This is a genomic window from Streptosporangium subroseum (assembly GCF_900188345.1).
In the GTDB taxonomy this organism is placed as follows: Bacteria; Actinomycetota; Actinomycetes; order Streptosporangiales; family Streptosporangiaceae; genus Streptosporangium; species Streptosporangium subroseum.
In genome coordinates this window covers 43063-68054 of record NZ_FZOD01000008.1, presented here as the reverse complement: position 1 = coordinate 68054, position 24992 = coordinate 43063, and the positions used below count along the sequence as shown (strand labels likewise).

The 24992-nt window shown below is 68.8% G+C and carries 20 protein-coding genes; 6 read left to right on the top strand and 14 right to left on the bottom strand.

Features of this window, described 5'->3' with window-relative positions; all coding sequences use genetic code 11:
* Positions 1-23 precede the first annotated feature (23 nt).
* Both CHC08_RS10740 and CHC08_RS10735 read right to left on the bottom strand, forming a co-directional pair.
* The gene (locus CHC08_RS10740; RefSeq protein WP_089207072.1) at positions 24-1544 is read right to left on the bottom strand and encodes an APC family permease; all 1521 of its coding nucleotides are present in this window, start codon (positions 1542-1544) and stop codon (positions 24-26) included.
* Positions 1545-1883: 339 nt separating this feature from the next.
* A complete protein-coding gene (locus CHC08_RS10735; protein WP_089207231.1) occupies positions 1884-2807 on the bottom strand; it encodes an aldo/keto reductase in 924 nt (307 codons plus the stop codon).
* A 329-nt stretch (positions 2808-3136) separates the two neighbouring features.
* Between CHC08_RS10735 and CHC08_RS10730 the strand changes: the two genes are divergently transcribed.
* Positions 3137-3733, top strand: a complete 597-nt coding sequence (locus CHC08_RS10730; RefSeq protein ID WP_089207071.1) for a TetR/AcrR family transcriptional regulator — start codon at positions 3137-3139, stop codon at positions 3731-3733.
* 26 nt (positions 3734-3759) lie between these two features.
* On the opposite strand, the gene CHC08_RS10725 is transcribed toward CHC08_RS10730, so the two are convergent.
* From CHC08_RS10725 to polX, 3 genes are all read right to left on the bottom strand, one after another.
* Complete coding sequence (locus CHC08_RS10725; RefSeq protein WP_089207070.1) at positions 3760-5304, bottom strand: WS/DGAT/MGAT family O-acyltransferase; 1545 nt, start codon at positions 5302-5304, stop codon at positions 3760-3762.
* A gap of 297 nt (positions 5305-5601) precedes the next feature.
* Positions 5602-6996: a sulfite oxidase gene (locus tag CHC08_RS10720; protein WP_089207069.1), complete on the bottom strand. Its 1395-nt coding sequence runs from the start codon at positions 6994-6996 to the stop codon at positions 5602-5604.
* An 80-nt stretch (positions 6997-7076) separates the two neighbouring features.
* Entirely contained in the window at positions 7077-8759 is a 1683-nt protein-coding gene (gene polX, locus CHC08_RS10715) for a DNA polymerase/3'-5' exonuclease PolX (RefSeq protein ID WP_089207068.1), read from the bottom strand.
* Positions 8760-9098: 339 nt separating this feature from the next.
* Here polX and CHC08_RS10710 point away from each other — a divergent pair, with 339 nt between their 5' ends.
* The 4 genes from CHC08_RS10710 to CHC08_RS10695 all read left to right on the top strand — a co-directional run bounded on the left by CHC08_RS10710 (position 9099) and on the right by CHC08_RS10695 (position 13731).
* Positions 9099-9581 (top strand): DUF6789 family protein, encoded by a 483-nt coding sequence (locus CHC08_RS10710; protein WP_089207067.1) that lies wholly within the window; start codon positions 9099-9101, stop codon positions 9579-9581.
* Positions 9582-9708: 127 nt separating this feature from the next.
* Positions 9709-11781 (top strand): catalase, encoded by a 2073-nt coding sequence (locus tag CHC08_RS10705; protein WP_089207066.1) that lies wholly within the window; start codon positions 9709-9711, stop codon positions 11779-11781.
* A gap of 103 nt (positions 11782-11884) precedes the next feature.
* A complete protein-coding gene (locus CHC08_RS10700) occupies positions 11885-12472 on the top strand; it encodes an RNA polymerase sigma factor (protein WP_179281977.1) in 588 nt (195 codons plus the stop codon).
* Positions 12472-13731, top strand: coding sequence for a CU044_5270 family protein (locus CHC08_RS10695; protein WP_089207064.1), 1260 nt, complete (start codon positions 12472-12474; stop codon positions 13729-13731). The genes CHC08_RS10700 and CHC08_RS10695 overlap by 1 nt, the downstream gene beginning before the upstream one ends.
* A 61-nt stretch (positions 13732-13792) precedes the next feature.
* On the opposite strand, the gene CHC08_RS10690 is transcribed toward CHC08_RS10695, so the two are convergent.
* A complete protein-coding gene (locus CHC08_RS10690; protein ID WP_089207063.1) occupies positions 13793-14188 on the bottom strand; it encodes a hypothetical protein in 396 nt (131 codons plus the stop codon).
* Positions 14189-14190: 2 nt separating this feature from the next.
* On the opposite strand from CHC08_RS10690, the gene CHC08_RS10685 reads away from it, so the two are divergent.
* On the top strand, positions 14191-15147 hold the full coding sequence (locus CHC08_RS10685; RefSeq protein ID WP_089207062.1) for a LysR family transcriptional regulator: 957 nt from the start codon (positions 14191-14193) through the stop codon (positions 15145-15147).
* Between the two features lie 172 nt (positions 15148-15319).
* On the opposite strand, the gene CHC08_RS10680 is transcribed toward CHC08_RS10685, so the two are convergent.
* The 8 genes from CHC08_RS10680 to CHC08_RS10645 form a co-directional block, all read right to left on the bottom strand.
* The gene (locus CHC08_RS10680) at positions 15320-17563 is read right to left on the bottom strand and encodes a penicillin acylase family protein (protein WP_245878254.1); all 2244 of its coding nucleotides are present in this window, start codon (positions 17561-17563) and stop codon (positions 15320-15322) included.
* Positions 17564-17669: 106 nt separating this feature from the next.
* Positions 17670-17957 (bottom strand): hypothetical protein, encoded by a 288-nt coding sequence (locus tag CHC08_RS10675; RefSeq protein WP_143653160.1) that lies wholly within the window; start codon positions 17955-17957, stop codon positions 17670-17672.
* A 322-nt stretch (positions 17958-18279) separates the two neighbouring features.
* Complete coding sequence (locus CHC08_RS10670) at positions 18280-19497, bottom strand: vWA domain-containing protein (RefSeq protein ID WP_089207060.1); 1218 nt, start codon at positions 19495-19497, stop codon at positions 18280-18282.
* A 1-nt stretch (position 19498) separates the two neighbouring features.
* Positions 19499-20179: an SRPBCC family protein gene (locus tag CHC08_RS10665; RefSeq protein ID WP_089207059.1), complete on the bottom strand. Its 681-nt coding sequence runs from the start codon at positions 20177-20179 to the stop codon at positions 19499-19501.
* Positions 20180-20216: 37 nt separating this feature from the next.
* The gene (locus tag CHC08_RS10660; RefSeq protein ID WP_245878253.1) at positions 20217-21107 is read right to left on the bottom strand and encodes an AAA family ATPase; all 891 of its coding nucleotides are present in this window, start codon (positions 21105-21107) and stop codon (positions 20217-20219) included.
* Positions 21104-22042, bottom strand: coding sequence for an XdhC family protein (locus tag CHC08_RS10655; protein ID WP_245878252.1), 939 nt, complete (start codon positions 22040-22042; stop codon positions 21104-21106). The genes CHC08_RS10660 and CHC08_RS10655 overlap by 4 nt, the downstream gene beginning before the upstream one ends.
* 40 nt (positions 22043-22082) lie before the next feature.
* Positions 22083-24476: an aerobic carbon-monoxide dehydrogenase large subunit gene (locus CHC08_RS10650; protein WP_089207057.1), complete on the bottom strand. Its 2394-nt coding sequence runs from the start codon at positions 24474-24476 to the stop codon at positions 22083-22085.
* The gene (locus CHC08_RS10645) at positions 24473-24991 is read right to left on the bottom strand and encodes a (2Fe-2S)-binding protein (RefSeq protein WP_089207056.1); all 519 of its coding nucleotides are present in this window, start codon (positions 24989-24991) and stop codon (positions 24473-24475) included. The genes CHC08_RS10650 and CHC08_RS10645 overlap by 4 nt, the downstream gene beginning before the upstream one ends.
* Position 24992 lies beyond the last annotated feature (1 nt).

The window sequence follows — 24992 nt, the reverse complement described above, 5'->3', positions numbered from 1 at the left end:
GTCGCCGTACGTCTCGGAGGGGCTCAGTCGCGTTCGACGGTGTCCTCGAGCACGATCCGGCCGATGATCGCGTATTTGGCGGGATTGGTGGCTTTGAGGTAGAGGGCGAGTCCGGCTCCCAGCAGGGCCAGGCAGAGCACGATCCAGGGGATCAGCGTGAAGAACGCGGACTTGGAGGCTTCACCGGCGGCGGCCTCCTGGTTCTGAAAGAGCAGGAAGACGACGTAGATCATGGCCAGGCCGCCGGCGAGCGGGGCCAGCAGGGTGCGCCACCAGGAGGCGGTCTCGGGGTGCTTCTTCCTGACGTGGAAGTATCCGACGACGGAGAACGAGCAGAGGGTCTGGACGATGAGGATCGCCAGCGTGCCGAGCACCGCGAGCAGGGTGTAGATGTGCAGGTAGGGGTCCATCCCGGCGAAGAAGAACGCGAAGACGATGATCACGGAGATCACGGTCTGGACGAATCCGGCGATGTGGGGGGAGCCGTGCCTGGGGTGGGTGGCGCCCAGGGTCCTGCGGGTGCCGGGGATGAGGTTCTCGCGGCCGATGGCGTACAGGTAGCGCGAGGCGCAGTTGTGGAAGGCCATCGAGCAGGCGAACGAGCCGGTCAGGATGAGGATCTTGAAGAGGTCGACGGCCCAGGCGCCGACCAGTTGCCCGGTGGGGTTGAAGAAGACCCCGGCGAACTCCTTGGCGGCGATCTCGGGGGCCTTCACGCCGTTGGCGGCGACGGTCATCCAGGAGACGAAGGTGTAGAACAGGCCGATGCCGACCACGGAGACCAGCGTGGCCTTCGGGATGATGCTCTTGGGGTCGCGGGACTCCTCGCCGTACATCGCGGTGGACTCGAAGCCGACCCAGGACCAGAAGCACATGAACAGCCCGAGACCGACGGCGCCGGCCGCCAGCCCGGTGGTCTGGAACGCCCTGACCGGGTTGAGCGTCTCGGCCATGAGACCGTCGGGCCCGCCACCGTGGAACAGGGTGACGGTGGCGGTCAGGGCGAGCATGAGGATCTCGGTGATCAGGAAGACGCCCAGGACCTTGGCGGTCAGGTTGATGTCGAAGTAGGTCAGGGCCGCGTTGAGAGCCAGGCCGAGAAGGGCGAACCACAGCCAGTGGATGTCCACCCCGGCCAGGCTCTTGAAGGTGCCGTTGGCCGAGTAGGCGAAGAAACCGATGATCGAGGCTTCGAAGATCACGTATGCCATGGTCGCCAGGAGGCCGGCCACCATGCCGACGACCTGGCCGAGGCCGTGGGAGATGTAACCGTAGAACGCGCCGGCGGAGGTGATGTGCTTGGCCATCGCCACGTAGCCCACGGAGAAGACGGTGAGCACGATGGTCGCGACCAAATAGCCGGCGGGGACGCCCAGGCCGTTACCGAAACCGAGGGCTATCGGGACGTTGCCGGTCATCGCGGTGATGGGGGCGGCGGTGGCGACCGCCATGAAGATGACGCTGACGAGCCCTACGGCGTTTTTGCGGAGGCGGTTGACACCGTCTGTCAGAGCCTCGGGCTTCTCGGTGATGCTCAACGGCATGGGCCTTCCTGCGATCAGCGCTGTACAGAGGGGGTATGGCGGTGATACTCGCAGCGAGCAGGCCCAGCAAACTAGGCGAATTACCCCCAGATGGGTTACAACATGCCATAACACCACAGAAAACTTCAAAGTGAAGTAAAGTTCGCAGTCATCCGGTAATGAACCGGAAATCATCCCGTCATGGCTCTCGCCGGAGAATGATCTTTTTCTGCGGGAAGTCCCGTTCGCCGTCGGGACCGGCAGGGGGTGCCGCACCTGTTTCGGCAGAGGATGCCGTACCTCGTTCCGGCGCGGGGCCCGCCTCACTCTGCTCTGGCGGGCCCCGCGTCGTGATTCGCCTTACCGGGAGGCCGTGTCCAGCAGGGCCAGCTCGTCCTCGGACAGGGTCAGGTCGGCGACCGCGAGCAGCGGCCGGAGCTGCTCGACGTTGCGGGCACTGGCGATCGGCGCGGCCACCGTGGGCTGGGCGGCCAGCCAGGCGAGCGCGACGGTGGCCATGGCGACGCCGTGTGCGGCGGCCACCTTGCCCAGGGCGTCGAGCACGCGCGGACCGCGCTCGGTCTTCAGATATTCCGCCGCCTTACCCGCGCGGGGGCTGTCGACCTCGACCCCCGGCTGATACTTGCCGGTCAGGAAGCCGCGGGCCAGACCGAAGTACGGCGTGCTGGTCAGCCCTCCGGCCGTGACCGCCTCGCGTAGCGCACCCTCGTACTCCCGCTCCAGCAGGTTGTAGTGCTGCTGGAGCACACCGTACTTCGCCAGGCCGTCCCGCTCGGAGATCGCCAGCGCCTCCGTCAGCCGCTCGGCGTTGTAGTTCGAGGCGCCGATGTTGCGGACCTTGCCCTCGTCGACCAGCGCGTCGAACGCACCCAGGGTCTCCGCCAGAGGCGTCTCGCGGTCGTCGATGTGCGCCCAGTACAGGTCGATGTGGTCAGTCCGCAGACGCCGCAGCGAGTCCTCGACGGCCTCGCGGATGTTGGCCGCCGACAGTCCGGGACGGGTGGGCAGTGAGCCGACCTTGGTCGCCAGCACGATCCGGTCGCGGTTGCCCCGCGAGGCCATCCATTCACCGATGATCGTCTCAGACTCCCCGCCGACGTTTCCGGGGACCATGGAGGTGTAGGTGTCGGCGGTGTCGATGAAGTTGCCTCCCGCCTCGGCGTAGGCGTCCAACACGGCGAAGGACGCGTCGCGGTCCGCGGTCCAGCCGAATACGTTGCCGCCCAGGCAGAGCGGGAAGAGGTTCAGCTCAGAAATACTCATGACCATCACTCTATTTCTTGGGCAATCATGTGTTTCCCCGGCACCGTCGTTGATCGTCGAAGCGTTGTCGCACGCCGTGTCAGCAAGGATGGCCGAGGTTCCGTCGGCCCCCGTTTCCGCACCTCACCTGCCCTCCGTACGGCACCCGTTTTCACAGGGCGGCGGCCTTCTGCGCGGCCCCCGTTTCCGCACCGCACCGGCCTTCCGGACGGCCCCCGTTTCCGTACGGCCTCTGCCCCTGTACGGCACCCGTTTCCGTACGGCACGCGTACGGTGGTCTCTCCCCGGCGGCATGGAAATCCGGCCACGTCCGGGTCTATGGTCAAGCCGTGAGCAGCCTCAGACCGCGCTCCGGCAGGTCCTCCAGGCGCACGCGCGACGCCTCGGACCCCGGCGCGCGCACGCGCATTCTCGACGCGGCCGAAGAGCTGTTCGCCGGGGGTGGCTACGAGGCGACCCCCACCTCGGAGATCGCCCGGCTGGCCGACGTGCCCAAGGGGCTCGTCTTCCACTACTTTCCCCGGAAGATCGACGTGCTGGTGGCGCTGATCGACGAGCGCACGCTCGTTGAGGAGTCGCCGGAGGTCGAGGCCGTCCCCGGCGACGCGGCGGGCACCCTGTCCCGTCTGGCCAGGCGACTGCCGCTCAGCGCCTCTCCGGCGATGCGCCGCATCCTCTTCCGCGAGGCCGACACGCACGGCTCGGTCAGGGACCGGCTAGGCCGCCTGAACGGGGAGATCATCCAGCGGGCCCGGTTCGCCCTGGAGCTGGCGCTGCCGACCCCACGCGGCGACGCCGCCCGGCTGGAGGTGGCGGCGGTCACCTTCGCCGCGGTGCTGCTCTACCAGGAGAACCTCTGCCAGCTCACCGGGCACCACATCGATCCCGACGCGGTCGCCGAACTGATCGCCCACGCCCTGGGGTGAGACCGGGCCCCGGGTGAGGCCGGTGCTCAGACCGCGATCATCTCCATGGCCGGAAGAGGGTCGGCGGGTCCCGTCGGCAGGCCCGGGACCTGTTGCTTGACCGGGACCGGGACCGGTTCCGCCCCGGCCGGCTCCACCACTTCCATCAGCTCGTCCATGGCGTCCTGCAGGTAGCCCATCAGCCGCCAGACGTCCTTCATCCGGTCCGGGCAGGAGAGGATGCCGAAATCCAGCGAGCCGTCGTAGGAGAAACAGGTGATGTTGACCCCGCCGCTCACGTCGGTCAGCACCGACATGGGGTAGTAGCCGAGCACCCGGGCGCCGCACAGGTACAGCGGGAGCTGCGGTCCCGGCACGTTCGAGATGATCAGGTTGATCGGTGGCAGCACGATCGAGGCCAGCCGGAAGACCGTGGAGGTCGCTAGCGCGGTGACCGCCGTGGGCAGCACCGAGGACAGCTCGCTCAGCCAGGTGGCGGGGGAGCCGGCGAACCGCCGCTTGGCCGTGCGCATCGTCTGCCCCATGACCCGCAGGCGATCGAGGGGGCAGGCCAGATCGGTCGGCATCGGGGTGATCATGACGGAGAGCTGGTTGCCGACCACGTCCAGGGCGCTCGCCGTACGGACCGCGACCGGGACCGCGGCGATCAGCGGCTGGTCGGGCAGCGCGTCGTGCTCACGCAGCCAGGAGCGCAGCGCCGAGGAGCACAGTGTCATGACCACGTCGTTGACGCTGCTCCCGGAGGACCTGGCGATCCGCTTGACGTCCGCGAGTGAGATGGACCCGTAGGAGAAGCGTCGTTCGGCGCCGATCGGGCCGTTGAACGGCGTGCGCGGGGCGGACAGAGAGGGCATCTCCGGCAGTTCCACGGGCTGCCCCGAGAGCATCCGGGTGGCGGCGGCCATCATCCGGGCGCCCGGCAGCGCCGCGGCCACCGGGATCGCGTCGAGGTCGGCCACCATGCGGCCCAGCGAGCGCAGCGCTCTGGCGGGCTGGGTCACGGTGCGGGTCACGGCCCCGGCGAGCATGGTGACCAGGCCTGGGGCGCTGGTCTCCGGAGAGGGCGGGGACGGCTCGACGACGCGTGGTTCGGGCGTGAGGTCCAGCAGGGCGGCCAGCGTCTCCGCGCCCGACACCCCGTCGATGGCGCAGTGATGGACCTTGGCGTAGAGGGCGGTCCGGCCGCCGGCCAGGCCCTGGATGAGATGCATCTCCCAGAGCGGGCGGCTCCGGTCCAGGCGCCGCTCGTGGATGATGGCGACCTCCTCGGCGAGCTGGGCCTCGTCGCCCGGCATGGGGAGGGTCACCTCGTAGACGTGGTCGGCGACGTCGAGGCCGGGGACCTCCGTCCAGTACGGATGGTCGAGGCCGAACGGCACACCGGCGAGGCGCAGGCTCAGTGCCGGCGCGAGATGCAGCCGCTCGCGGAGCAGCCCGATCAGGGCCTCCCGCGTGACGGCACCCGTGGGAGCGCAGGCCGGATCGAGGATCGCCACTCCCGCGACGTGGGCCGCGGTGGTGGCCGATTCGGCGTGAAGGAACTGCGCGTCGAGTGCGGTCAGTTGGCGCATCGGTTAAGCCTCCTAACAGGAAGAGCAGGAAACAGATGTGGTCATTCACCGTCATCATTACTTCGGCTCGTTTCCACCCCGTTTCGTCTGGGCGACCTTGGGAGTCTTTCAGATAAAGTCCGTCGGCCAGGCGGGGGGTTACGGTGACACGCCCTGCCTGATCACCCGATATGGTCGCCGTTCAGGGGAAACGATTCGAACGGTTTCCCGTAGGTAAGGGTTGTGTATGTATTCGCCCTGTGGTTTTTGTGACTCCCGTGCTGCAATGCGGCCGGCGTTTCGTATATCCGTTGACGTTTATCCGTTCACGACCGTCACAGGATGGCCCGCGACGGCGTCGAAGAGATAACCGAAGTTATTGTGCGGGGTCTGCGGCGGCTGGACCGCGCCGGTCTCGTCGACGGCCCGGGCGAGCAGGGTGTGCGGGCCGGTCTGGAGCGGGTTCCAGCCGATGTGCCAGCGGGTCCAGGCCGGGACCACGCGCGGGCCGCGCAGGTGGGCGCGCTGCCAGGTCGCCCCGCCGTCGACGCTCACCTCCACCCCGGCGATCCGGCCGTTGCCCGACCACGACCGCCCGTGCAGCACGTACGGGTGCCCGACCCGCAGTTCGGCGCCCCAGGGCAGCTCGAAGGCGCTCTTGACTCCCTGGAGGGCCAGCGGCGCGCTGCCCTCCGGCGGGTAGGCCTCGCCGAACATCCGGTAGAACTCGGTGGTCCAGGGCGAGGCCAGCGGTGAGGCGGAGACCTCGATGTCGCCCACCCACTTGACCGAGGCCAGGCCGATCCACGAGGGGACGACCATCCGCACCGGGTAGCCGTGGTCGGGGGGAAGGGGCCGGCCGTTCATCTCGTACGCGAGGATGACGTCCTTGAGCGCCTTGGCCACCGGGATCGGGCGGCGCACCGGCCCGAAGTCGATCCCGTCGCACACGTAGTGGGGATCGAGCCCGCGCGGCATGACGTCGACGGCGTCCGGGGTGAGCCCGGCCCGATCCAGCACCGTGGCCAGCGGCACCCCGCGCCAGCGGGCCACCCCGATGCCGCCGAGTCGCCACGGGGTGCCGGAGACCTCCTGGTGCTGCTGGGCGGCGAAGAGGCTCCGGCCGTTGCCCGCGCACTCGATCGCGACGTCCCGCGTCACCGCGGGGAGCGCGAGCAGCTCCTCGTAGCCGAAGCTCCGGGGGTTGCTCAGCCCGGAACCGTGCAGCTCCAGCCGCCAGGTCGCCGCGTCGATGATCGGGGTCGAGGTGTGGTTGCGAACGAAGAACCGCTCGTTGGGCACGTGATAGCCGACGTCGCGCATCGCCTCCCAGCGCATCTCGGCATTGGTGCCGTGCGTGACGAACAGCTCCGGTGGCAGCTCCTTGACGATGGCTCCGGCGGTCTCCCCGGCGCCCGCCCGCCCATCTGCGGCCTGATCGGCGATCGCCTTCTTCTGGGCGGCCTGTTCCGTGACGGCCTCGCCGACGGGGACGGGGACCTGTTCCGTGACGGCCTCGCCGACGGGGACCTGCTCCGTGGCGACCTCGCCGGTGGAGGCCTGTTCCGTGGCCGTCTGTTCGTCGGCCGTCTCGCCGCCGACGGTCTTCCCGTCGACGGCGGCCAGCCGGAGCCGGTCCGGATAACCCCGGGCGAGTTGCTCGGCCCGATCGCGCTGGTCGACGGCCTCGTTGGCGAAGTCCTCGTGCGGCATGCGGTACCACCCTTTCCCCCTACACCTATTTCCTACCAAGAAACAAGGTAATCCGTGAAGGGGTTGGGACTTCCTGAGCGTCAATGTCTCAGAAAGTTCAGCAGCCGCTCCACCGGCCAGGTGTTGATCACATCGTCGCCGGTCAGCCAGGCACGCTGGGCGATGCCGATGCCGAACCGCTGGTTGTCCAGGTGGGGCACCGCGTGGGCGTCGCTGTCGATGGAGAACTTCACGCCGTGGTGGCGAGCCAGCCGCACGAGGTCGGAGGGGAGGTCGGAGCGGTCGGGAAAGGAGTCGATCTCCATCGCGGTGCCGGTGCGGGCGGCGGCGCGGAACACCTCGTCCCAGTCGGCGTCCACCGGTGGGCGCCCGCCGATCTTGCGAGTGGTGGGGTGACCGATGATGTGCACGTGCGGGTTCTCGCACGCGGTGACGAACCGCCGGGTCATCTCCTCGCGCGACTGGGTGAAATGCGAGTGCACGCTCGCCACGCACACGTCGAAACCCTCCAGCACCTCGGCCGGCCAGTCGACCGAACCGTCGGGGGCGATGTTGAGCTCGCTGCCGTGCAGCAGCCGCATGTCCGGATATTTCGATTGAAGTCGGTGTAGCTGCTCGCGCTGTTCCAGGGCCTTCTCCAGCGTCATCCGCTGCATCGCCAGGTCGGGCGCGTGATCGGTCACCGCGTAGTAGGAATAGCCGCGCGCGTGGGCGGCGGCGACCATGTCCTCCAGCGAGGCGATGCCGTCGGTCAGGTCGGTGTGGGTGTGCAGGTCGCCCTTGAGGTCGTCCATGGTGACCAGCACGGGCAGCTCGCCCTGGAGCGCGGCGGTGATCTCCCCGCCGTCCTCGCGCAGCGTCGGCGGGATCCACTGCATGCCGAGAGCCCGGTAGACGTCCTCCTCGTGCTCGGCCGCGATCACCCGCTCGCCCTCGAACAGACCGTACTCGGAGAGCTTCCAGCCCTTCTTCACCGTGATCTCGCGCAGGTGCACGTTGTGTTCCTTGGAACCGGTGAAGTATTGCATCGCGGCGCCCCAGGACTCGGCCGGGACGACACGCAGGTCCACCTGGATGCCCTGGACGGTGCGGATCGAGGTTTTCTTCTCACCCGAGGCGATGACCTCCGCGACGTACGGCTGGGCCTTGAAGTCGTCCATCAGGGACCCGGGGCCGACCGCGAGGATGTCGATGTCGCCGATGGTGTCCTTCATCCGGCGCAGCGACCCGGCGTAGGCGATCCGCTCGGCGGGCAGGGAGGCGATGATCCGCTCCGCCAGGTCCATGGCCACGCCGAGGTGCACCCTGGCACTGCTCTGGGCAAGCTGCTCGATGCCCTTCAGCAGGTTCTCCTCGGTCTTGGCGCCGAAGCCCTTCACGCCCTTGAGGCGCCCCTCCCCGATGGCGTCCGCCAGCGCTTCAGGGGACTCGATGCCGAGCTCCTGGTAGAGGAAGGCGGCCGTCTTCGGCCCGAGGGAGGCGATCCTGGTCAGCCTTCTGACCCCCTCGGGAACCTTGCCGCGCAGCTCGTCGAGCTGCCGGAAGCTGCCTCTCTCGAGATGCTCCTCGACCTTCTTGGCGATCGCCTCGCCCACCCCCGGCACGCTCCGCACGGCGGTGGTCGCGATGTCCTCGGGGAAACCCGCGATCGCCTTGGCCGCCTTCTGATAACTGCGGACCCGGAACGCGTCGCCGCCCGTCATCGCGAACAGCTCGGCGTATTCCTCCAGCGCGGCTGCCACGTCTTCGTTTGCTCGTGCCATAACCTCAGCCTAGAAGATCGCACCGACGTTTCCCCAGGGTGATCCTCGGCGGGGAGGTGCATGCCCGAGCGGTGCTGCGACCGCGCACTTCCCCGCGAAAAATCCTTCTGTCGTATATCGGTACCCGGCGCCGGGAGGGAAACACCCGGGGCGCCCGCCTCGCGGAGGCGGTGCTCATCCTCGCGAAGGTGAACGCCGGTCCTCAGGGAAGGCGGGCGCCGGGCAGGGGGCATCGGGCACCGGGACGAGCCAGACGGCGAGCCGGGTGGGCGGATCAGGTGGGAGAACCTTGAATCGAGCACCGGTTTTTCCGCATTCGGGCCAGGGCAATTAGCCGCAATGATGCGCAATCTCGCGGAGGGCGCCCTCAGCGGCGTGCTCGCCACCGCAGCCATGAGCGCCGTGATGCTCGCCGGAGACCGGGCCGGGTTGATGGGGGAACATCCGCCCAAGCGCATCGCCCGGGCCGCGCTTCCCGGCCACAGGCATCGGCCCAAGCCGGGCGAGGGCGTGCTCGGCACGGTCGCACACTTCGCCTTCGGCGCCGCCTCCGGGGCGCTGTTCGCCGTGACCATGGACGGCCGCGAACCCCGGCTGCCGCTGGGCGTCGTGTACGGCCTGGCGATCTGGGCCGTCAGCTACCAGGGATGGGTGCCCGCCCTCGGCATCATGCCGCCTGCCCACCGTGACCGTCCGGGACGCCAGGCGGTCATGGTCGCCGGACACGTGGTGTACGGGACGGTCCTGCTGCTCGTCCTGAACCGTCTGCGGCAGGGCGACCGTTCGCGGTATCCGCACCACGACTGGGTCATGGCGACCTGATTCGCACGGGACGGCGCGCTCCTCCCCGCTCGCCGCTCGATCGCGCGCCGCACGGCCACGAGATCGTCCAGATGAGACACCGGGGGGCCGAGAAGGTCCCGCTCAACGCTTGATCGGGGTTACCACGATGACCGGCGACGACCGTACGGAGAAGGACCGGCAGCTCGATGCCGCCCGCGTGGACCAGCGGGGCTCCTTCCTCACGACCGACCAGGGCATCCCGGTCGACGACACCGACAACTCGCTGAAGGCGGGCGAACGCGGCCCGACCCTGATGGAGGACTTCCACTTCCGGGAGAAGATCACTCACTTCGACCACGAGCGGATCCCCGAGCGGGTCGTGCACGCCAGGGGCGCGGGCGCGTACGGTTTCTTCGAGCCCTATGACGATTCGCTGGCATCCCTGACGAGGGCGGAGTTCCTCTCCACGCCCGGGTTGCGGACCCCGGTGTTCGTCCGGTTCTCCACGGTCGCCGGATCGCGCGGATCCTCCGACACCGTGCGGGACGTGCGCGGGTTCGCCACGAAGTTCTACACCCGGCAGGGCAACTTCGACCTGGTCGGCAACAACATGCCGGTCTTCTTCATCCAGGACGCCGTCAAGTTTCCCGACTTCGTGCACGCGGTGAAACCGGAGCCGCACAACGAGATCCCGCAGGCGTCCTCGGCGCACGACACACTCTGGGACTTCGTGCAGCTTCAGCCGGAGACCACCCACATGATGATGTGGCTGATGTCGGACCGGGCGCTGCCGCGGAGCTTCCGCATGATGCAGGGCTTCGGCGTGCACACCTTCCGGCTGGTCGACGCCGGAGGCCGGGGCACCTTCGTGAAGTTTCACTGGAAGCCCAAGCTCGGCACGCACTCCCTCGTGTGGGACGAAACGCAGAAGGTCGCCGGCAAGGATCCCGACTTCAACCGCCGGGACCTGTGGGAGGCGATCGAGGGCGGCGCGTTCCCCGAGTACGAGCTGGGCCTGCAGCTCGTCCCCGAAGAGGACGAGCACGCCTTCGACTTCGACCTGCTCGACGCCACCAAGATCATCCCTGAGGAGCAGGTGCCGGTACGTCCCGTCGGGCGTCTTGTGCTCAACCGCAACCCCGACAACTTCTTCGCCGAGACGGAGCAGATCGCCTTCCACCTCGCCAACGTCGTGCCGGGGATCGACTTCACCAACGATCCGCTGCTGCAGGGCCGGCTCTTCTCCTACCTCGACACGCAGCTGATCAGGCTCGGCGGCCCGAACTTCCCGCAGATCCCCGTCAACCGGCCGATCGCGGAGGTGCACGACCACCATCGCGACGGCTACCACCAGATGCTCATCAACAAGGGCCGGGCGGCGTACCACCCCAACTCCCTCGACGGCGGCATGCCCGAGCCCGCCGGTGAGGCGGCCTACACCCACTACCAGGAACGCGTCGACGGCCACAAGATCCGCAAGCGCAGCGAGAGCTTCGGTGACCACTACGGCCAGGCCACCCTGTTCTGGAACAGCATGGCCGACTGGGAACGGGAGCACATCATCGCGGCCTTCCGCTTCGAACTGGGCAAGGTCGACGCCCGTCACATCCGGGAGGGCGTCGTCCACAACCTCAACGAGGTCGACCACGACCTGGCCGTGAGCGTCGCGGAGGGCATCGGGGTGGACGCGCCGGGACAGCCGCTGACGGCCAATCACGGCCGCAGCTCCCCGGCGCTCAGCATGGACCACGAGCCGGCGGACACCGTCGCGACCCGCAAGATCGCATTCCTCGTGGCGGACGGCGTCGACGCCGCGCACGTCCAGGGCGTCATGTCGGACCTGGCGGGCAAGGGTGCCGTCTGCGAGGTCCTGGCCGCGCGGGGCGGAGCCGTACGGGGAGCGGGGGGCGAGGAGGTGACGGTGACCAGGGCGCTGCCCACCACGGCCTCCGTGCTGTTCGACGCCGTGGTGGTGCCGGGAGGGGAGGAGAGCGTACGGGCCCTCGCGGAGGACGGTGACGCGGTGCATTTTGTGACCGAGGCATACAAGCACGGCAAGGCCATCGGCGCCGTCGGAGCCGGGGAGCTCCTGCTCGAACCCGCTCGCGTCGTGATCAACCGGGAACAGGGCGTCGTCACCTCGCCGGGCGGGGACCTGGGGGAGTTCCTCACCTCGTTCACGGCGGCCGTGGCGGCCCATCGCCATCCCCGGCGGCCCACGCGCCAGATCCCGGCCTGACCTGGACGGCCGCGTACGGACGGCGGGCATCGGCCTCGCGGCAGACCCCGAGGCCGACTGCTAATTGTCCCTTATTGTCCTTTTTTAGATATTTCTAAGGTGGGTGGTAATCGGAGCCGTCCGGGAGGGACTACTGGGCGTGGACGATCCCGAAGAACGATTCACCAACCTCTACGACCGGCACTACCGGAGCGTGCTGGGCTACGCCCTGCTGCGCACCGAGCACGGCATGGCGGAAGACGTGTCCAGCGAGACCTTCCTGATCGCCTGGCGGCGGCTCGACGAGCTGCCCGATCCGGCGCTGCCGTGGCTGCTCGGCGTGGCGCGGAACCTGCTGGCCAAACAGTGGGACTCGCGTCACCGGCGGCAGAGGCTGGTCGACCGGATCGCGGCGCTCAGCACCTCCCAGGACCACCTGATCCTGGACATCGCCGAGCACGTCGTGGACCGCGAGACCGCGCTCGCCGCGCTGGCCACCCTGCCGGAGCAGGACGTGGAGGCGATGGCACTCGCCACCTGGCACGGGCTGCCGCCCGACCAGGCCGCGACCGTCATGGGCTGCTCGGCCCGTACGTACAACGTCAGGCTCCACCGGGCTCGCAAGCGCCTGGACAGAGCACTGGGCGCGGAGGCGAGAGTCGCGCGGCCCCACCCGCGCCCGGCCCGCGCACGGCTCACCGAGGAGGCCTGATGACGTACCCGACCCCCCGATCCCGCAAGGAAGACGACATGACCGACCGCGTGTTCGCCCAGCTCAAGCCCGGGGAACTGGACGAGTTGACCGAGGACGCCTACCTGCGCCGCCGCTCGGACGACCTTGCCCGCGCCTTCCAGACCCCCCGTTCCCCTCAGCGCTCCCGGAGACTCACGATGCCCCGCCTCCCGTTCCTGATCACCGCGGCCACGGCCGCCGCGGGAATCGCCGCCGCCGTGATCGTCGTCCCCGGCCTCGTCTCCGGAGACGCCACACCCGGCGCGCCCACCACCGCGGCGGCCACCCGGGGTTCGCAGGATTCCCAGGGGCCGCAGACGGTGGACGCCCGATCCTTCCTGCTCGCGGCGGCCGTGACCGCAGCACGCGAACCGGCCGAGTCGGGCCGCTACTGGTACACCCGCGAACGCGTCATCCAGAAGGTCACCGTGGACGAGGCGAAGTACACGGCCAGGGTGAAGACCCTGGTGAAGGAGTGGGAGGCCAGAAAGAGGGAGCTGAAGGGCAAGCCGGCGGAGCTGGAGGCCGCGAACAAGGAGATGGAGAAGAAGATCGGCGAGCTCAAGGCCTCGCCTCCGAAGGTGTCGTACGCGGCGACCGCCGCCTACACCGAGGACTCGTGGCACGCGCGGAAGAAGGGCGACTCCAACCGTACGGTCGGCAACCAGGACGTGAAGATCACGTTTGGGTCCCCGGAGGACAGGGAGAAGTGGAAGAAGGCGGGTTCCCCCGTTCTACGGGAGGACAAGCCGTCGACCGGCGACCTCGACCTCCCGCTGATCCTGTCGATCGACAACCCGACCCTGACCATCCAGAGTCTGGCCGGTCTGCCGACCGACAAGGAGGGCCTGGAGCGACAGCTGCGGAGCCTGTACGGCAAGAGCAGCGCCAAGGACCGGGTCGACTTCGCCGGATACCTGCCGCAGACCAGCCTGGATCTGCTGCGGGCGCCGCTCACCCCCGGCACCCGGTCCGCCCTGTTCAAGGTGCTGGCCGAGCAGCCGGGCATCACGTCACAGGGAGAGGTCACCGATGCGTTGGGGCGTACAGGGGTTGCCCTCACCTCGCGTTTCACCTCCGACGGGGACTCGTTCGAGTTCCGCCTGATCTTCGATGAGGAGAGCGCGAAACTCCTGGAGTACTCGACCACGAAGGAGGGGGAGTCCTCCCCGTTGACGCGGGTGGCCTACCAGGACACCGGCTGGGTCGACCGCCTCGGCGAGCGCCCGCGGGACTGACCCTCGTGTTCCGTGGAGCCCCCGGACCGGGCCGGGGGCTCCACGCGGACGTCGACGACGGTTACCAGATGATCCAGGGGCTCTCCGAGCCGCCGTTGAAAGTGGCCGTGCCCGACTTCCGCCACCGCTGGCGGACGTTGTGCCTGTCCGAGATCTGCGGAGTCGTGGCGGTGAACGGGCCGCACGTGACGATCGCGCCGTCGTTCGACGGGGAGACGTTCGAGCAGATGAAGGGCTGGGAGACGTTGACCTCCGCGTCGGTGTTGTACAGCTGGCCGTGTATGTCCGAACGGACCGAGCTGAGCCCTCTGACCCGCCCGAGCAGGTCGAAGACATCGCCCACCATGGCCGTACAGGGCGACATCTCCATACCCGAGCCGGTGCCCACGGAGACGTACTGATCGTTCTTCTCGACGCTGCCACTACTGATGGAGAGATCGGTGCAGTAGCGTTCCACGCGTGACCCCGACCCAGCTCCGCGCGTTTGTCGCCGTGGTGCGGCTTGGCTCGGTCAAGGAGGCGGCGGTAGAGCTCGGCGTGTCGGAGGCCGCGGTCTCGTTGCACATCGGTCAGCTGCGCAAGGAGTTCGACGATCGGCTGTTCACGCGGACCGCGTCCGGGCTTGCCTTCACCCCCGGAGGGTTGCGGCTCGCGAGCCGTGCGGCGGAGATGCTCAGCTTGCAGGAGCGCACGATCGTCGAGGTGAGCCAGGCGAGCCGCGGCCGGCGGCTGCTGCGTGTCGCCGCGTCGAGCCTGTTCGCCGAGCACGCGGCCCCCGGCCTGATCGGGCTGTTCGCCGGCAGAGCCGCCGACCTCGACGTGGAGCTGAGCGTGCACGACCCCCGGCAGTTCAGCGCCCTGCTGCACTCCCGGGCGGTGGATGTGGCGATCGGGCCCCAGAGGGGAAACCCGGACGAGTCGCTGGAGTGCCGGCCGTTCCTCAACTACCAGGTGATCGTCGTATCCGGCCCGGACCACCCGCTCGCCAAGCTCGATGCCGGCACCCACCAACTGCGTGAGGAGACGTGGCTGCTCGGCCCGTCGGTGGCGGCGAACATCGGCGTGATTCCCGCGCTCCTGCGTCGCGTCAACGTCCCCGAGGAGCACCAGCAGATCTTCCAGAGCCACGCCGCGGCGTTAGAGGAGGTCAAGCGGAACAGCGGTGTGGCGCCGACGGTCTCCTTCGCGGTGGCGCAGGACCTGGCCAACGGCCGCCTCGTCCGCCTCGCGGGGAAGACCCTCCGGCTCGACGGGGTGTGGGCCACGTTGACCCTCGCCGAAGGCGACGCGTCGTCAGTAGCCGCTGAGCTCGTCCGGTTCGTCACCAATCCGCGGGCCACGCAGGCCATGCTGCGCGGCCCGGGCGTCAACGTCGGCCGATTCCGCCCCTCCATCCACGTCACCCTCTGGAGCTGAGCCGCTCCGCGCACGTTCATGGAGGAGTTGATCAGGTCGCTCTGAGGCGACCGGCCCGACCGCGCGGCGTCCAGCAACCCTCGGTCCCGGTCACGAATGGATCGATGATGTCCAGCTCAAGACGGCTGCTTTCGAGGAGCGCCTCGCCGATGGGCTCCCTTTTGACAGCTGATCACCTGCCCGGCTTGTAGATCCGCTCGATGTGGCCCTTGAGGTCGTCGGGATAGAAATAGACGGGCCGGAGGTTGCCGCTCGCGTAGCGTTCGGCCTGGTCGTTGAAGTGCGGCGAGTCGGGATGCCCGCTCGAGCCCCCCGCCGTCACCGCCCAGGCGCGCACCTTCGGCCCGAACTCCACGACCGCCACGAAGCTGTTGCCGCTGGTGCCGTAATAGCGCTTCGTTCCCGGATAGCGCCTCGCCCCGAACGAGGCGAGGGAGCCCCATTGCGCGGAGGTGAAAGGCACCGGGCTGCTCGGCTTGGCATCGTCGAACTTCTGGACGATCGCGCCGTCGTTGCGCTGGAAGCGGTTGATCTCGCCCCAGGGCACCTGCCAGCCGCCGAAATCTTGCGTCAGCCGCTCCGCCGCCTCCCCGAGCGCCGTGAGCCGCTGCGCATCGGTGGCGCGGTCGGCCAGGTAGTCCCACATCGACATGCCCGCATCCCTCGCAGCCTGGGCCAAGGGCGCCCAGAGCGCCTCGGCCCAGAACACAGCCAGCGAAGTCGCGGTCGAGTCCGCGGCCCAGCGATAGTCCCAGCCGCGCAGCAGGCCGATCGGGCCGGCGAGCTTCGCCTTTTGCCGGTCGCCCTCGGGCAGCCTGTCCCACGCCGTGACCAGCCCCGGAACAAGCCGGGCGAAGGCGGTGAGGTAGGTATCGAAGGCCGCTGCGATCAGCGTCTGCGGGGTGAAGTCGCGCCGCGCGCTCAGCACCCGGATCGCTTGTGGCCCGCGCGGATTCTCGCCGGCCTGGTCGAAGTAGCGCGGATAGTCGGCGGCCTTGGGGCTGTCCGCGCCGGCCGCGGTCCAGGGCCAGTTGTTCGAGTTGAACGCCCAGCCGTTCTTCGGATTCACCGCCTGCGGCAGGCTCGCGAGGCTGTACAGCCCGCGCCAGTCGGTCGCGGGATCACTGCCGTCGACGGGCTTGCGATAGTCGAAGCGATCGTTGCGGACCGGCATGAACTGCGGCATCAGGAAGGCGATCTCGCCCTTCGAGCTCGCGAACAGCGTGTTGTTCGAGCTGTTGGCCTTGAAACCGGCCACATCGAGGTAGCCCGCGTAGTTCCGTGTCTTGGTGCGCAGGAAGCTCTGCTGCAGCGCCTCGAGGGGCTTGTTCATCAGCGCGAACGCGATCCACTTGCCGTCCGCCTCGCGCACGATCGGGCCGTGGTGGGTGGCGAAGGTGGTGAAGCTGCGCCGCGCCCGCCCGCCCTCCGCGGTTTTGTAGGACAACGTGATCTTTTTTGTCGTCACCGGCCGCAGCGCGTTGCCGTAGCGGTAGGAGCGGCTGCCGTTCGCCCCGGTCACGATCGTCTCGGCGAACTCGTCGACGTTGTCGACGCCGCTCGACGTGTGCATCCAGCCGGTGTTCGCGTTGAAGCCCTGGTAGATGAAGAACTGCCCCCAGGTGGCCGCGCCATAGACGTTGAGCCCTTCGCCGCTCGTCACGTGCTGCTCGGAGCGGAAGAAGAAGCTGGTGTGCGGGTTGATCAGGAGCAGCGCATGGCCGTTCCGCGTGTGGCTCGGCGCGATCGACATGCCGTTCGAGCCCTTGGGCTCGCGGAACAGCAGCCCCCGCTCCTCATCGGTCATCGGCACCGTGCGGTTGCCGTAGAAGGACTCGAGCTGGGTGAGCGGCACCCGCTCGATGTCGCCGCCGATGCTGCCTTCGGAGAAACTCAGCGCCATCCACGGTTCGAAACGATCGATCACGCGCGGATGCACCTCGGGGTGCGTCGCGAGGTAATAGTTCAGCCCGTCCGCCCAGGCCTGCATCAGCTTGCGCAACCAGGCCGGGCTCTTCGCGTAATCCCTCTTCAGCACCTCGGGATCGACGAACAGCCGCTGGCGCAGGTCCTGCCAGATCGCCGTCTCGCCCTCGGCCTCGGCGAGGCGGCCGAGGCTGACCAGATAGTTGGTCTCGATCCGGTTGAAGTCGTCCTCGGCCTGCGCATAGATCATCCCGAACACCGCATCGGCGTCGGTCTTGCCCACCACATGCGGGATGCCCCAGTCATCGCGGGTGATCGTCACGTGCGCCGCTTGATCGCGCCGGCGGGTGAGATCGGGTGCGATGTGCGTGGAAGCGGCGGAAGCGCCGGACGGCAGCCCCACCGCGACGGCCGCGGCTCCAGCGGCCAGTCCGGCTGCTCCGCCCAGGATGCGGCGTCGGCTCAGTCCTTCGTTTTGCGCGTGGTTCACGAGGTGGTCCACCTTTGCTCTGGGGGGCAAGGGATCGTGCGGGGTGTGCACGATCTGTGCGGTAGCGGGGCGCGTTTGTGGGGCGCCCCACTACCGTTGGCCGGCGCTACGGTGCCCCAGCGCTCGGGCCGGCGAGCTCGTACCCGTTGAGGTTGCCGAGGCCGCCGGCGGGACCGCCGGGAACGGTCTGGAAGACGAGGTGGAGCTTGTGCGTGCCACCCGGGTCGGTGATCGGGACGCTCGGGGTCCGGACCGCTGCGGCCTGCACCTCGGCCAAGGTGGCTCCGGGGTTCACCGCCGTAGCCGCGGCACCCGCTCCCGCCGTGCTGACGCGGTCGGATGGCTGGTCGGTGGAGGGGTGGCCGCCGTCCGGACAAGGAACGGAAACGATCATCACCGCCTCCCGGCCGCTTGGTGATCAACCTATTCCAAGATGACTATCACTCGTTCTGGCTACGGGGCAATAGAGATCAAAAGTTATTTGACGTGCTGGAGATGCTCATGACAGTCGAGGTTCATCGCAAGTGAAATGCTCTGATTGAACCTGAACGTGAAGACGAAGCCGATCGGATTTCGAGACCGCCCCGGGCGCGGACCTGGTCGCGGTGCGGGCACGCGCCGGTGGCGGCGGTGTCTGGGAAGAGATCGGCCCGGCCTGGTCAACGGCTTCTTCGCCGAGACCGGACCGTTCCTCGAACCGGCCAGACTCTGAGAATTCAGATTCGGTGGCCGACACGTGAGATCTCAGTGATCACATGGTGCAGGGATCGGAAGGTGTCCGCCGGAAGCAGCCGGTCGCAGTAAGGAAGAGCGGCGGCCATGCCGGCGACGCGTGGTTCGAAGTCCGGGGCGGACGCCCTCGGGTTCATCCAGATCACGCGATGCGCGCGCCGGCGCAGGCGCGCCATCGCGGCCGCCAGGGCCTCCGGCGAGTCACTGTCCCAGCCGTCCGAACCGACGATCACGATGGCGCCCCGTACCGTTCCTCCGTGGTGGGAGGAGAGCAGAGCCTGCACGTTGGTCGCTATCAGTGTTCCGCCGAACCGGTCGGTGACCTTGTCGGTGGCCTGCTCGATGGCGACGGCCGCCGACTTGTGCGTCAGGACCGCGGTCAGCCGGGTCAGCGACGTCGCGAAGGCGAACACCTCCGCGTCGGCGGCCAGTGCCAGGGCGCGCATCAGGTGAAAATAGGCCGGGGCCTGTGCCTGCATGGATTGGCTGACGTCACACAGCATGACAACGCGTCGCGGCTTGTCGACCGCCCGCTCCCGCACCAGGTGAAGCGGCTCCCAGCCGGTCCGGCGAGATCGCTGTACGGTGGCCCGCACCGCGATGCGGCGGCCTCGGGGGTTCGCCGCGAGCCGCCGGCTCCGCCGGGTGGGCCAGTCGGCCACGGCGGATCGCAGCCACGTGCCGAGCAGTTCCATCTCCCGATCGTCGAGGTGTTCGAACGGCACCTCCGCCAGCCCGGAGACGTCACTCGGCAGGCGTTCGGGCACCGCCGGCGAGCTGTCCGACTCCTCCGCGTCGGCGACCACCGGGGGAAGGGTCACCCAGGGAAGCGCGTCCCCCTGTTGCTGGTCCGTGGAGTTCGCGGGCAGGGAGGCGAAGGCGTCGTCGTCCCCGGCGGGGGTCCGCGACCGGCGGCGCGCGTGCGGATCGAGCGCCAGGGCCCCGCCGCCGAACACCGCCGCGAACACCGCGTCGAAGACGTCGATCTCCGAGCGTTGCCGCACCAGGTTGATACGGGCGGTCCAGTACAGCCTCGGCAGGGAGTCCGGAGGAGACACGGCCAGCGCACGGACGAAGTTCTCGATGGCGGTGAAGCCGACCGGCACGCCACGCTGCCGGAGCCGGACCGCGAGCGCGACGGCGAACGCCGCGCGATCGACACCCGGCAGCACCGCCGATGAGACGGAGTTATCGCGGGACACCTTACGAGACGACGAGGTAGACGACGACGGCGACGACGATGACCAGGGCGACGACAACCGGAAGCACACGCTTGTAGATGGAGTTGCCGGCGATGCTCATCACGTCCAAGGGCGCGGCGTCGGCGGCCGGGACGGGCTGTGCCGACGTCTCCTGGGCGTCGCCCACATGCTGCGTGATGCCGGGCGAACCGGCCGTTGTCGTCGGAGCTTCGGGAACTGCGGCCGGAGCCTCGGGAACACCGGCGGCGAGCTTTCCTTCGAGGCAGTCCACGAACTGGCCGAGCAGCTTCCCGGAGATCTCCTTGATCATTCCGTTGCCGAACTGGGCGATCCTGCCGGAGATCTTCAGGTCCGTGTCGACGGTGACGACGGTACGCGTGCCGTCGGCCCGGAGCTGCGCGGTGATGACCGCCGAGGCATTGCCCGCCCCCCGCGAGTCACGGCCCTTGGCGTCGATGACGGCGCGATGATTCATGTCGTCCTTCTCGACGAACCGGACTGTTCCGGCGTACTCGGACACGACGGGGCCGACCTTGATCTTCACCTTGCCGGAGTGGACGTCGCCGTCCACCCCGGTCAGCTGAGCACCCGGCATGCACGGGGCGATGCCCTCGAGGTCGGTGAGCACCGTCCACGCCTGATCGATCGGAACGCTGACGGTGAACTCATTGTCAATCTTCACGGGCTCTCCCTGTGCTGTCGGATCCCTGAGCCGTCGATCAGGTGGTTGCACCGCGGGCGTGGCCCACCTGATCGAGTGCGCCGGTGATCGCGTCGCGGTCGTCCGGTGTCTTCGCGATGGTGCTGAGCGTTCGGACGACGTCCTCCCGGACCAGATCGGTCGCGCCGAGCGCGGACAGCGCGGAGACCCAGTCGATCGTCTCCGCCATACCGGGTGCCTTGTCGAGGTCGAGCCGGCGTACGCGGCCGACGAACTCGGTGGCCGACCGGATCAGCGTCTCGTTCGCGGCGGGCACCGAACGACGCAGGATCTCCGCGGCCCGCTCGGCCGCGGGAAAGTCGATCCAGTGATACAGGCAGCGCCGTCGGAGCGCGTCGTGCAGGTCCCTGCTGCGGTTGGAGGTCAGGATGACGATCGGCCGGCGTTTCGCCGTGAACGTGCCAAGCTCCGGGATCGTGATCGAGGCCTCGCCGAGAAACTCGAACAGCAACGCCTCGAACTCGTCGTCGGCACGGTCGATCTCGTCGATCAGCAGCACCGGGGGCACCGGCCCGCTGTGCCGGATGGCCCGCAGGATCGGGCGCTCCTGCAGGAACGCCTCGCTGAACAGGTCGGCGTCGGTCAGGTTGTCCCGCCGCGACTCGGCCAGCCGGATGGCGAGCAGTTGCCGCTGGTAGTTCCACTCGTAGAGCGCCTCGCTCGCCGTCAGGCCTTCGTAGCACTGCAGCCGGATCAGGGGTGTGACCAGGGCGCGGGCCAGGGCTTTGGCCGCGGTGGTCTTGCCGACGCCGGGCTCGCCTTCCAGCAGCAGGGGCTGACCGAGGGTCAGCGCGAAGAACAGCGCCGAGGCGGTGCCCTCGTCGACCAGGTAGTCCATTTCGTCCAGGCGTCTCTGGACCTCGGCGGCGTCGGCGAAAACGTGGCTCACGACGCGGCCCCGGTGCCGGCCTGCGGCAGTGGTCCTTTCTCCGCGTAACGCTGACGGCAGCCCGGGCCGCAGAACCACACGTCTTCGCCGTCGACGGTCAGGTGAGGCGTGTCAGGTGAGACGGTCACGGTCATGCCGCAGACCGGGTCGACGGCCCGCACGCTCGAACCCGTCGTGGGCCCGCCGTCCGGCGGACCGGGAGCGATGTGCCCGCTGCCGGACGAGGTGGGGGCCGCCGGTGTCAGGCCCCCGGTACGGATCGCGGCGACGATCTCCGCCAGGATCGACAGGGCGATCTCGGGCGCGGTGCGGGCTCCGATCTGGAGCCCGACCGGCGAACGGACCCGCCGGCGCTCGGCCTCGGTCAGTTCCATCTCCGCCAGCACCGCCGTACCGCGCCGGTGGCTGGCGACCAGCCCGATGTACTCGACCCCGGCGTCCAGCGCGGCGCGGATCGCCGCGATCTCGTCGCGCCCGTGGCTGGACACCACGACCGCGGTGGCACCCGCCGGCCCCTGCCCGTCCGCTGCCCGCCGTACGGCGAAGTCCAGGGGGCGGGCCAGCTCGGCCAGTGCCTCGGCGATCGGCGACCGGCCGACGATCCAGACCACTGGTGACGGAAGCAACGGCTGGAGAAAGATCTCCAGCGCGCCGCCGGACAGGCAGGGGTTGACCACGACCTGGGCGCCGGGGGAGTCGGGGAAGTTCAGCTCGCCCTCCGGCAGCACGCGCAGCAGCACGGACCGGCCGTCCCGGAGCGCGCCGAGAGCCGCCGTGCGCACGGAGCTCTCGGCGCACTGACCGCCGACAAAACCCTCGATGGAGCCGTCGGGCAGGACGATCGCGTCGTCGCCTGCGCTGACCGCCGTCGGGAAATGGGCGCGGACCACGACCGCGTGGACGAACGGAACGCGGTCGGCGACCAGTTCTCTCATTCGCGTCGAGATGCCGGAAAGCATGAACGCTCCGATTCGGTCAGATCGGCGGCTGGGGTGCGCCGCGCATGGCGTCCCACACCCGCGAGGGGGTGAGCGGCATGTCGGCGTGGCGGATGCCGAACGGCTTGAGCGCGTCGACGACCGCGTTGACGATCGCCGGCGGCGAACCGACCGTCGCCGACTCGCCGACGCCCTTCGCGCCGATCGGATGGTGCGGCGAGGGGGTCACGGTGAACCCGGTCTCCCAGTCGGGAACCTCCAGCGAGGTCGGGATGAGATAGTCCATGAGCGATCCGCCCAGGCAGTTGCCGTCCTCGTCGAAGGCGATCATCTCCATCAGGGCCATTCCGACACCGTCGGTGAGACCGCCGTGCACCTGCCCCTCGATGATCATCGGGTTGATCCGGGTGCCGCAGTCGTCCACCGCGATGAACCGCCGCACCTTGACCTGGGCGGTGCCCGGGTCGATGTCGACGACGCAGATGTAGGCGCCGTGCGGATAGGTCAGGTTCTCCGGGTTGTAGCAGATCTGCGCCTCCAGCCCGCCCTCGACACCCTCGGGCAGGTCTCCCGCGCCGTGCGCCCGCATCGCGATGTCCTGGATCGTGACGGACTTCGTCGGGTCGCCCTTGACGTGGAACGAACCCTTCTGCCACTCCAGGTCGGCGACGGAGACCTCGAGCATCCCCGAGGCGATGAGGCGCGCCTTGTCCCGCACCTTCCGTGCCACCAGGGCCGCGGCCGCGCCGGACACCGGGGTGGACCGGCTGCCGTAGGTGCCGAGGCCGAACGGCGTCTGGTCGGTGTCGCCGTGCACGACGTCGATGTCGGCGGGCGGAATGCCGATCTCCTCGGCGACGATCTGCGCGAAGGTGGTCTCGTGTCCCTGTCCCTGGCTCTGCACCGACAGGCGCACGACGGCCTTGCCGGTCGGGTGGACGCGTAACTCGCACCCGTCGGCCATGCCCAACCCCAGGATGTCCATGTCCTTGCGCGGCCCCGCGCCGACCGCCTCGGTGAAGAAGGAGATGCCGATCCCCATCAGCTCGCCGCGGGCACGCCTCTCGACCTGCTCCGCGCGCAGCTCGTCGTAGCCGGCGATCTCCATGGCCTTGCGCATGGTCGGTTCGTAGTCGCCCGAGTCGTAGACCCATCCGGTCTTGGTCTTGTAGGGGAACTGCTCGGGCTGGATGAAGTTCTTGATGCGCAGCTCGACCGGGTCCATCTTGAGCTCGTACGCCAGGCAGTCGACCAGACGCTCGATGAGATACACGGCTTCGGTGATCCGGAACGAGCAGGCGTAGGCGACGCCGCCCGGTGCCTTGTTCGTGTAGACGGCCGTCATCTTGCAGTAGGCGGCCTCCAGGTCGTAGCTGCCGGTGAACACGCCGAAGAATCCCGCCGGATACTTCACCGGCGCCGCGACACCGTTGAAGGCGCCGTGGTCGGCGAGCACGTTGGTGCGGACGGCCAGGATCCTCCCGTCCCTGGTCGCCGCGATCTCACCGCGCATGATGTAGTCGCGGGCGAAGCCGGTGCTCGTGAGGTTCTCGGAGCGGTCCTCCATCCACTTCACCGGCTTGCCGGTGACGATCGACGCCACGATCGAGCAGACGTAGCCGGGATAGATCGGGACCTTGCCGCCGAAGCCGCCGCCGAGGTCAGGCGAGATGACCCGGATCTTGTGCTCGGGCAGGCCGGCGACGATCGCGTACAGCGTGCGGTGGGCGTGCGGCGCCTGGGTCGTGGACCACAGCGTCAGCCTGCCGTCGATCCGGTCGTAGTCGGCGACGGACCCGCAGGTCTCCATCGGCGCGGGGTGCACGCGGGGATACACGATGTCCTGGGTGACGGCGACGTCGGCCGCCGCGAACACCGCCTCGGTGGCCGCCTCGTCGCCGGTCTCCCAGTCGAAGACGTGGTTGTTCCGCTTGCCGTCCAGGTCGTCGCGGATGACGGGTGCGCTGGGGTCGAGTGCCCTGCGGGCGTCGATCACCGGTTCGAGCAGGTCGTACTCGACGTCGATCAGTTCGAGGGCGTCGCGTGCCGCGTAGCGGTCCTCCGCCACGACAAACGCGACCTCCTGCCCCTGGAAGCGCACCTTGTCCGTCGCCAGTACGGCCTGCACGTCGCCGGAGAGGGTCGGCATCCAGGCCAGTCCCATCTCGGCCAGGGCGGCTCCGGTGACGACCGCCTTGACCTTCGGGTGCGCCTCGGCCGCGCTGGTGTCGATGCTCACGATCCGGGCGTGCGCGACGGGGGAGCGGAGGATCGCGAGGTGCAGCATGCCCGGCAGCTGCACGTCGTCGCAGAATCGGCCCTTCCCCCGGATGAACCGGGGGTCCTCCTTGCGGAGCATCCGGCCGTGGCCGACCGGCTTCTGGTCGTTGTCCTCGAACGCGGCGGCCGGGTGCTGGTCGACGGCGGTCATGACGCGGTCCCGGTGGCGACGGTTTCCGGAGAGTCTGTCTCATCCGTCCGCGAGCCTGCTTCGTGAGCAGCGGCCCACTGCACGGAGCGGACGATGGTCGCGTAGCCGGTGCACCGGCAGATCTGGCCGGAGATCGCCTCGCGGATCTCCTGTGCCGACGGGTCGGGGTTGCGGTCGAGCAGGGCCCGTGCGGTCATCATCATGCCGGGCGTGCAGAACCCGCACTGCAGGCCGTGACACTCCATGAACCCCTGCTGCACCGGATCGAGCTTGCCGTCCTGTTCGAGGTCCTCCACCGTGCGTACCTCGTGGCCGCCCGCCATCGCGGCGAGCACGGTGCACGACTTGACCGGCTCGCCGTCGAGCCACACCACGCAGGTGCCGCAGTTGCTCGTGTCGCAGCCCCAGTGGGTGCCCGTCAGCCCGAGGTGGTCACGCAGGAAGTGGATCAAGAGCAGGCGGCCCTCGATCTCCCTGGTGACCTCCTCGCCGTTGACGGTCATCGAAACCTGCACG

Coding starts and splice junctions, on each gene's coding strand:
- CHC08_RS10695 (WP_089207064.1), top strand. CDS start 12,472: ATGACGTACCCGACCCCCCGATCCCGCAAGGAAGACGACATGACCGAC.
- CHC08_RS10735 (WP_089207231.1), bottom strand. CDS start 2,807: ATGAGTATTTCTGAGCTGAACCTCTTCCCGCTCTGCCTGGGCGGCAAC.
- CHC08_RS10655 (WP_245878252.1), bottom strand. CDS start 22,042: ATGAGAGAACTGGTCGCCGACCGCGTTCCGTTCGTCCACGCGGTCGTG.
- CHC08_RS10725 (WP_089207070.1), bottom strand. CDS start 5,304: ATGCGCCAACTGACCGCACTCGACGCGCAGTTCCTTCACGCCGAATCG.
- CHC08_RS10675 (WP_143653160.1), bottom strand. CDS start 17,957: ATGATCGTTTCCGTTCCTTGTCCGGACGGCGGCCACCCCTCCACCGAC.
- CHC08_RS10705 (WP_089207066.1), top strand. CDS start 9,709: ATGACCGGCGACGACCGTACGGAGAAGGACCGGCAGCTCGATGCCGCC.
- CHC08_RS10650 (WP_089207057.1), bottom strand. CDS start 24,476: ATGACCGCCGTCGACCAGCACCCGGCCGCCGCGTTCGAGGACAACGAC.
- CHC08_RS10740 (WP_089207072.1), bottom strand. CDS start 1,544: ATGCCGTTGAGCATCACCGAGAAGCCCGAGGCTCTGACAGACGGTGTC.
- CHC08_RS10710 (WP_089207067.1), top strand. CDS start 9,099: ATGATGCGCAATCTCGCGGAGGGCGCCCTCAGCGGCGTGCTCGCCACC.
- CHC08_RS10720 (WP_089207069.1), bottom strand. CDS start 6,996: ATGCCGCACGAGGACTTCGCCAACGAGGCCGTCGACCAGCGCGATCGG.
- polX (WP_089207068.1), bottom strand. CDS start 8,759: ATGGCACGAGCAAACGAAGACGTGGCAGCCGCGCTGGAGGAATACGCC.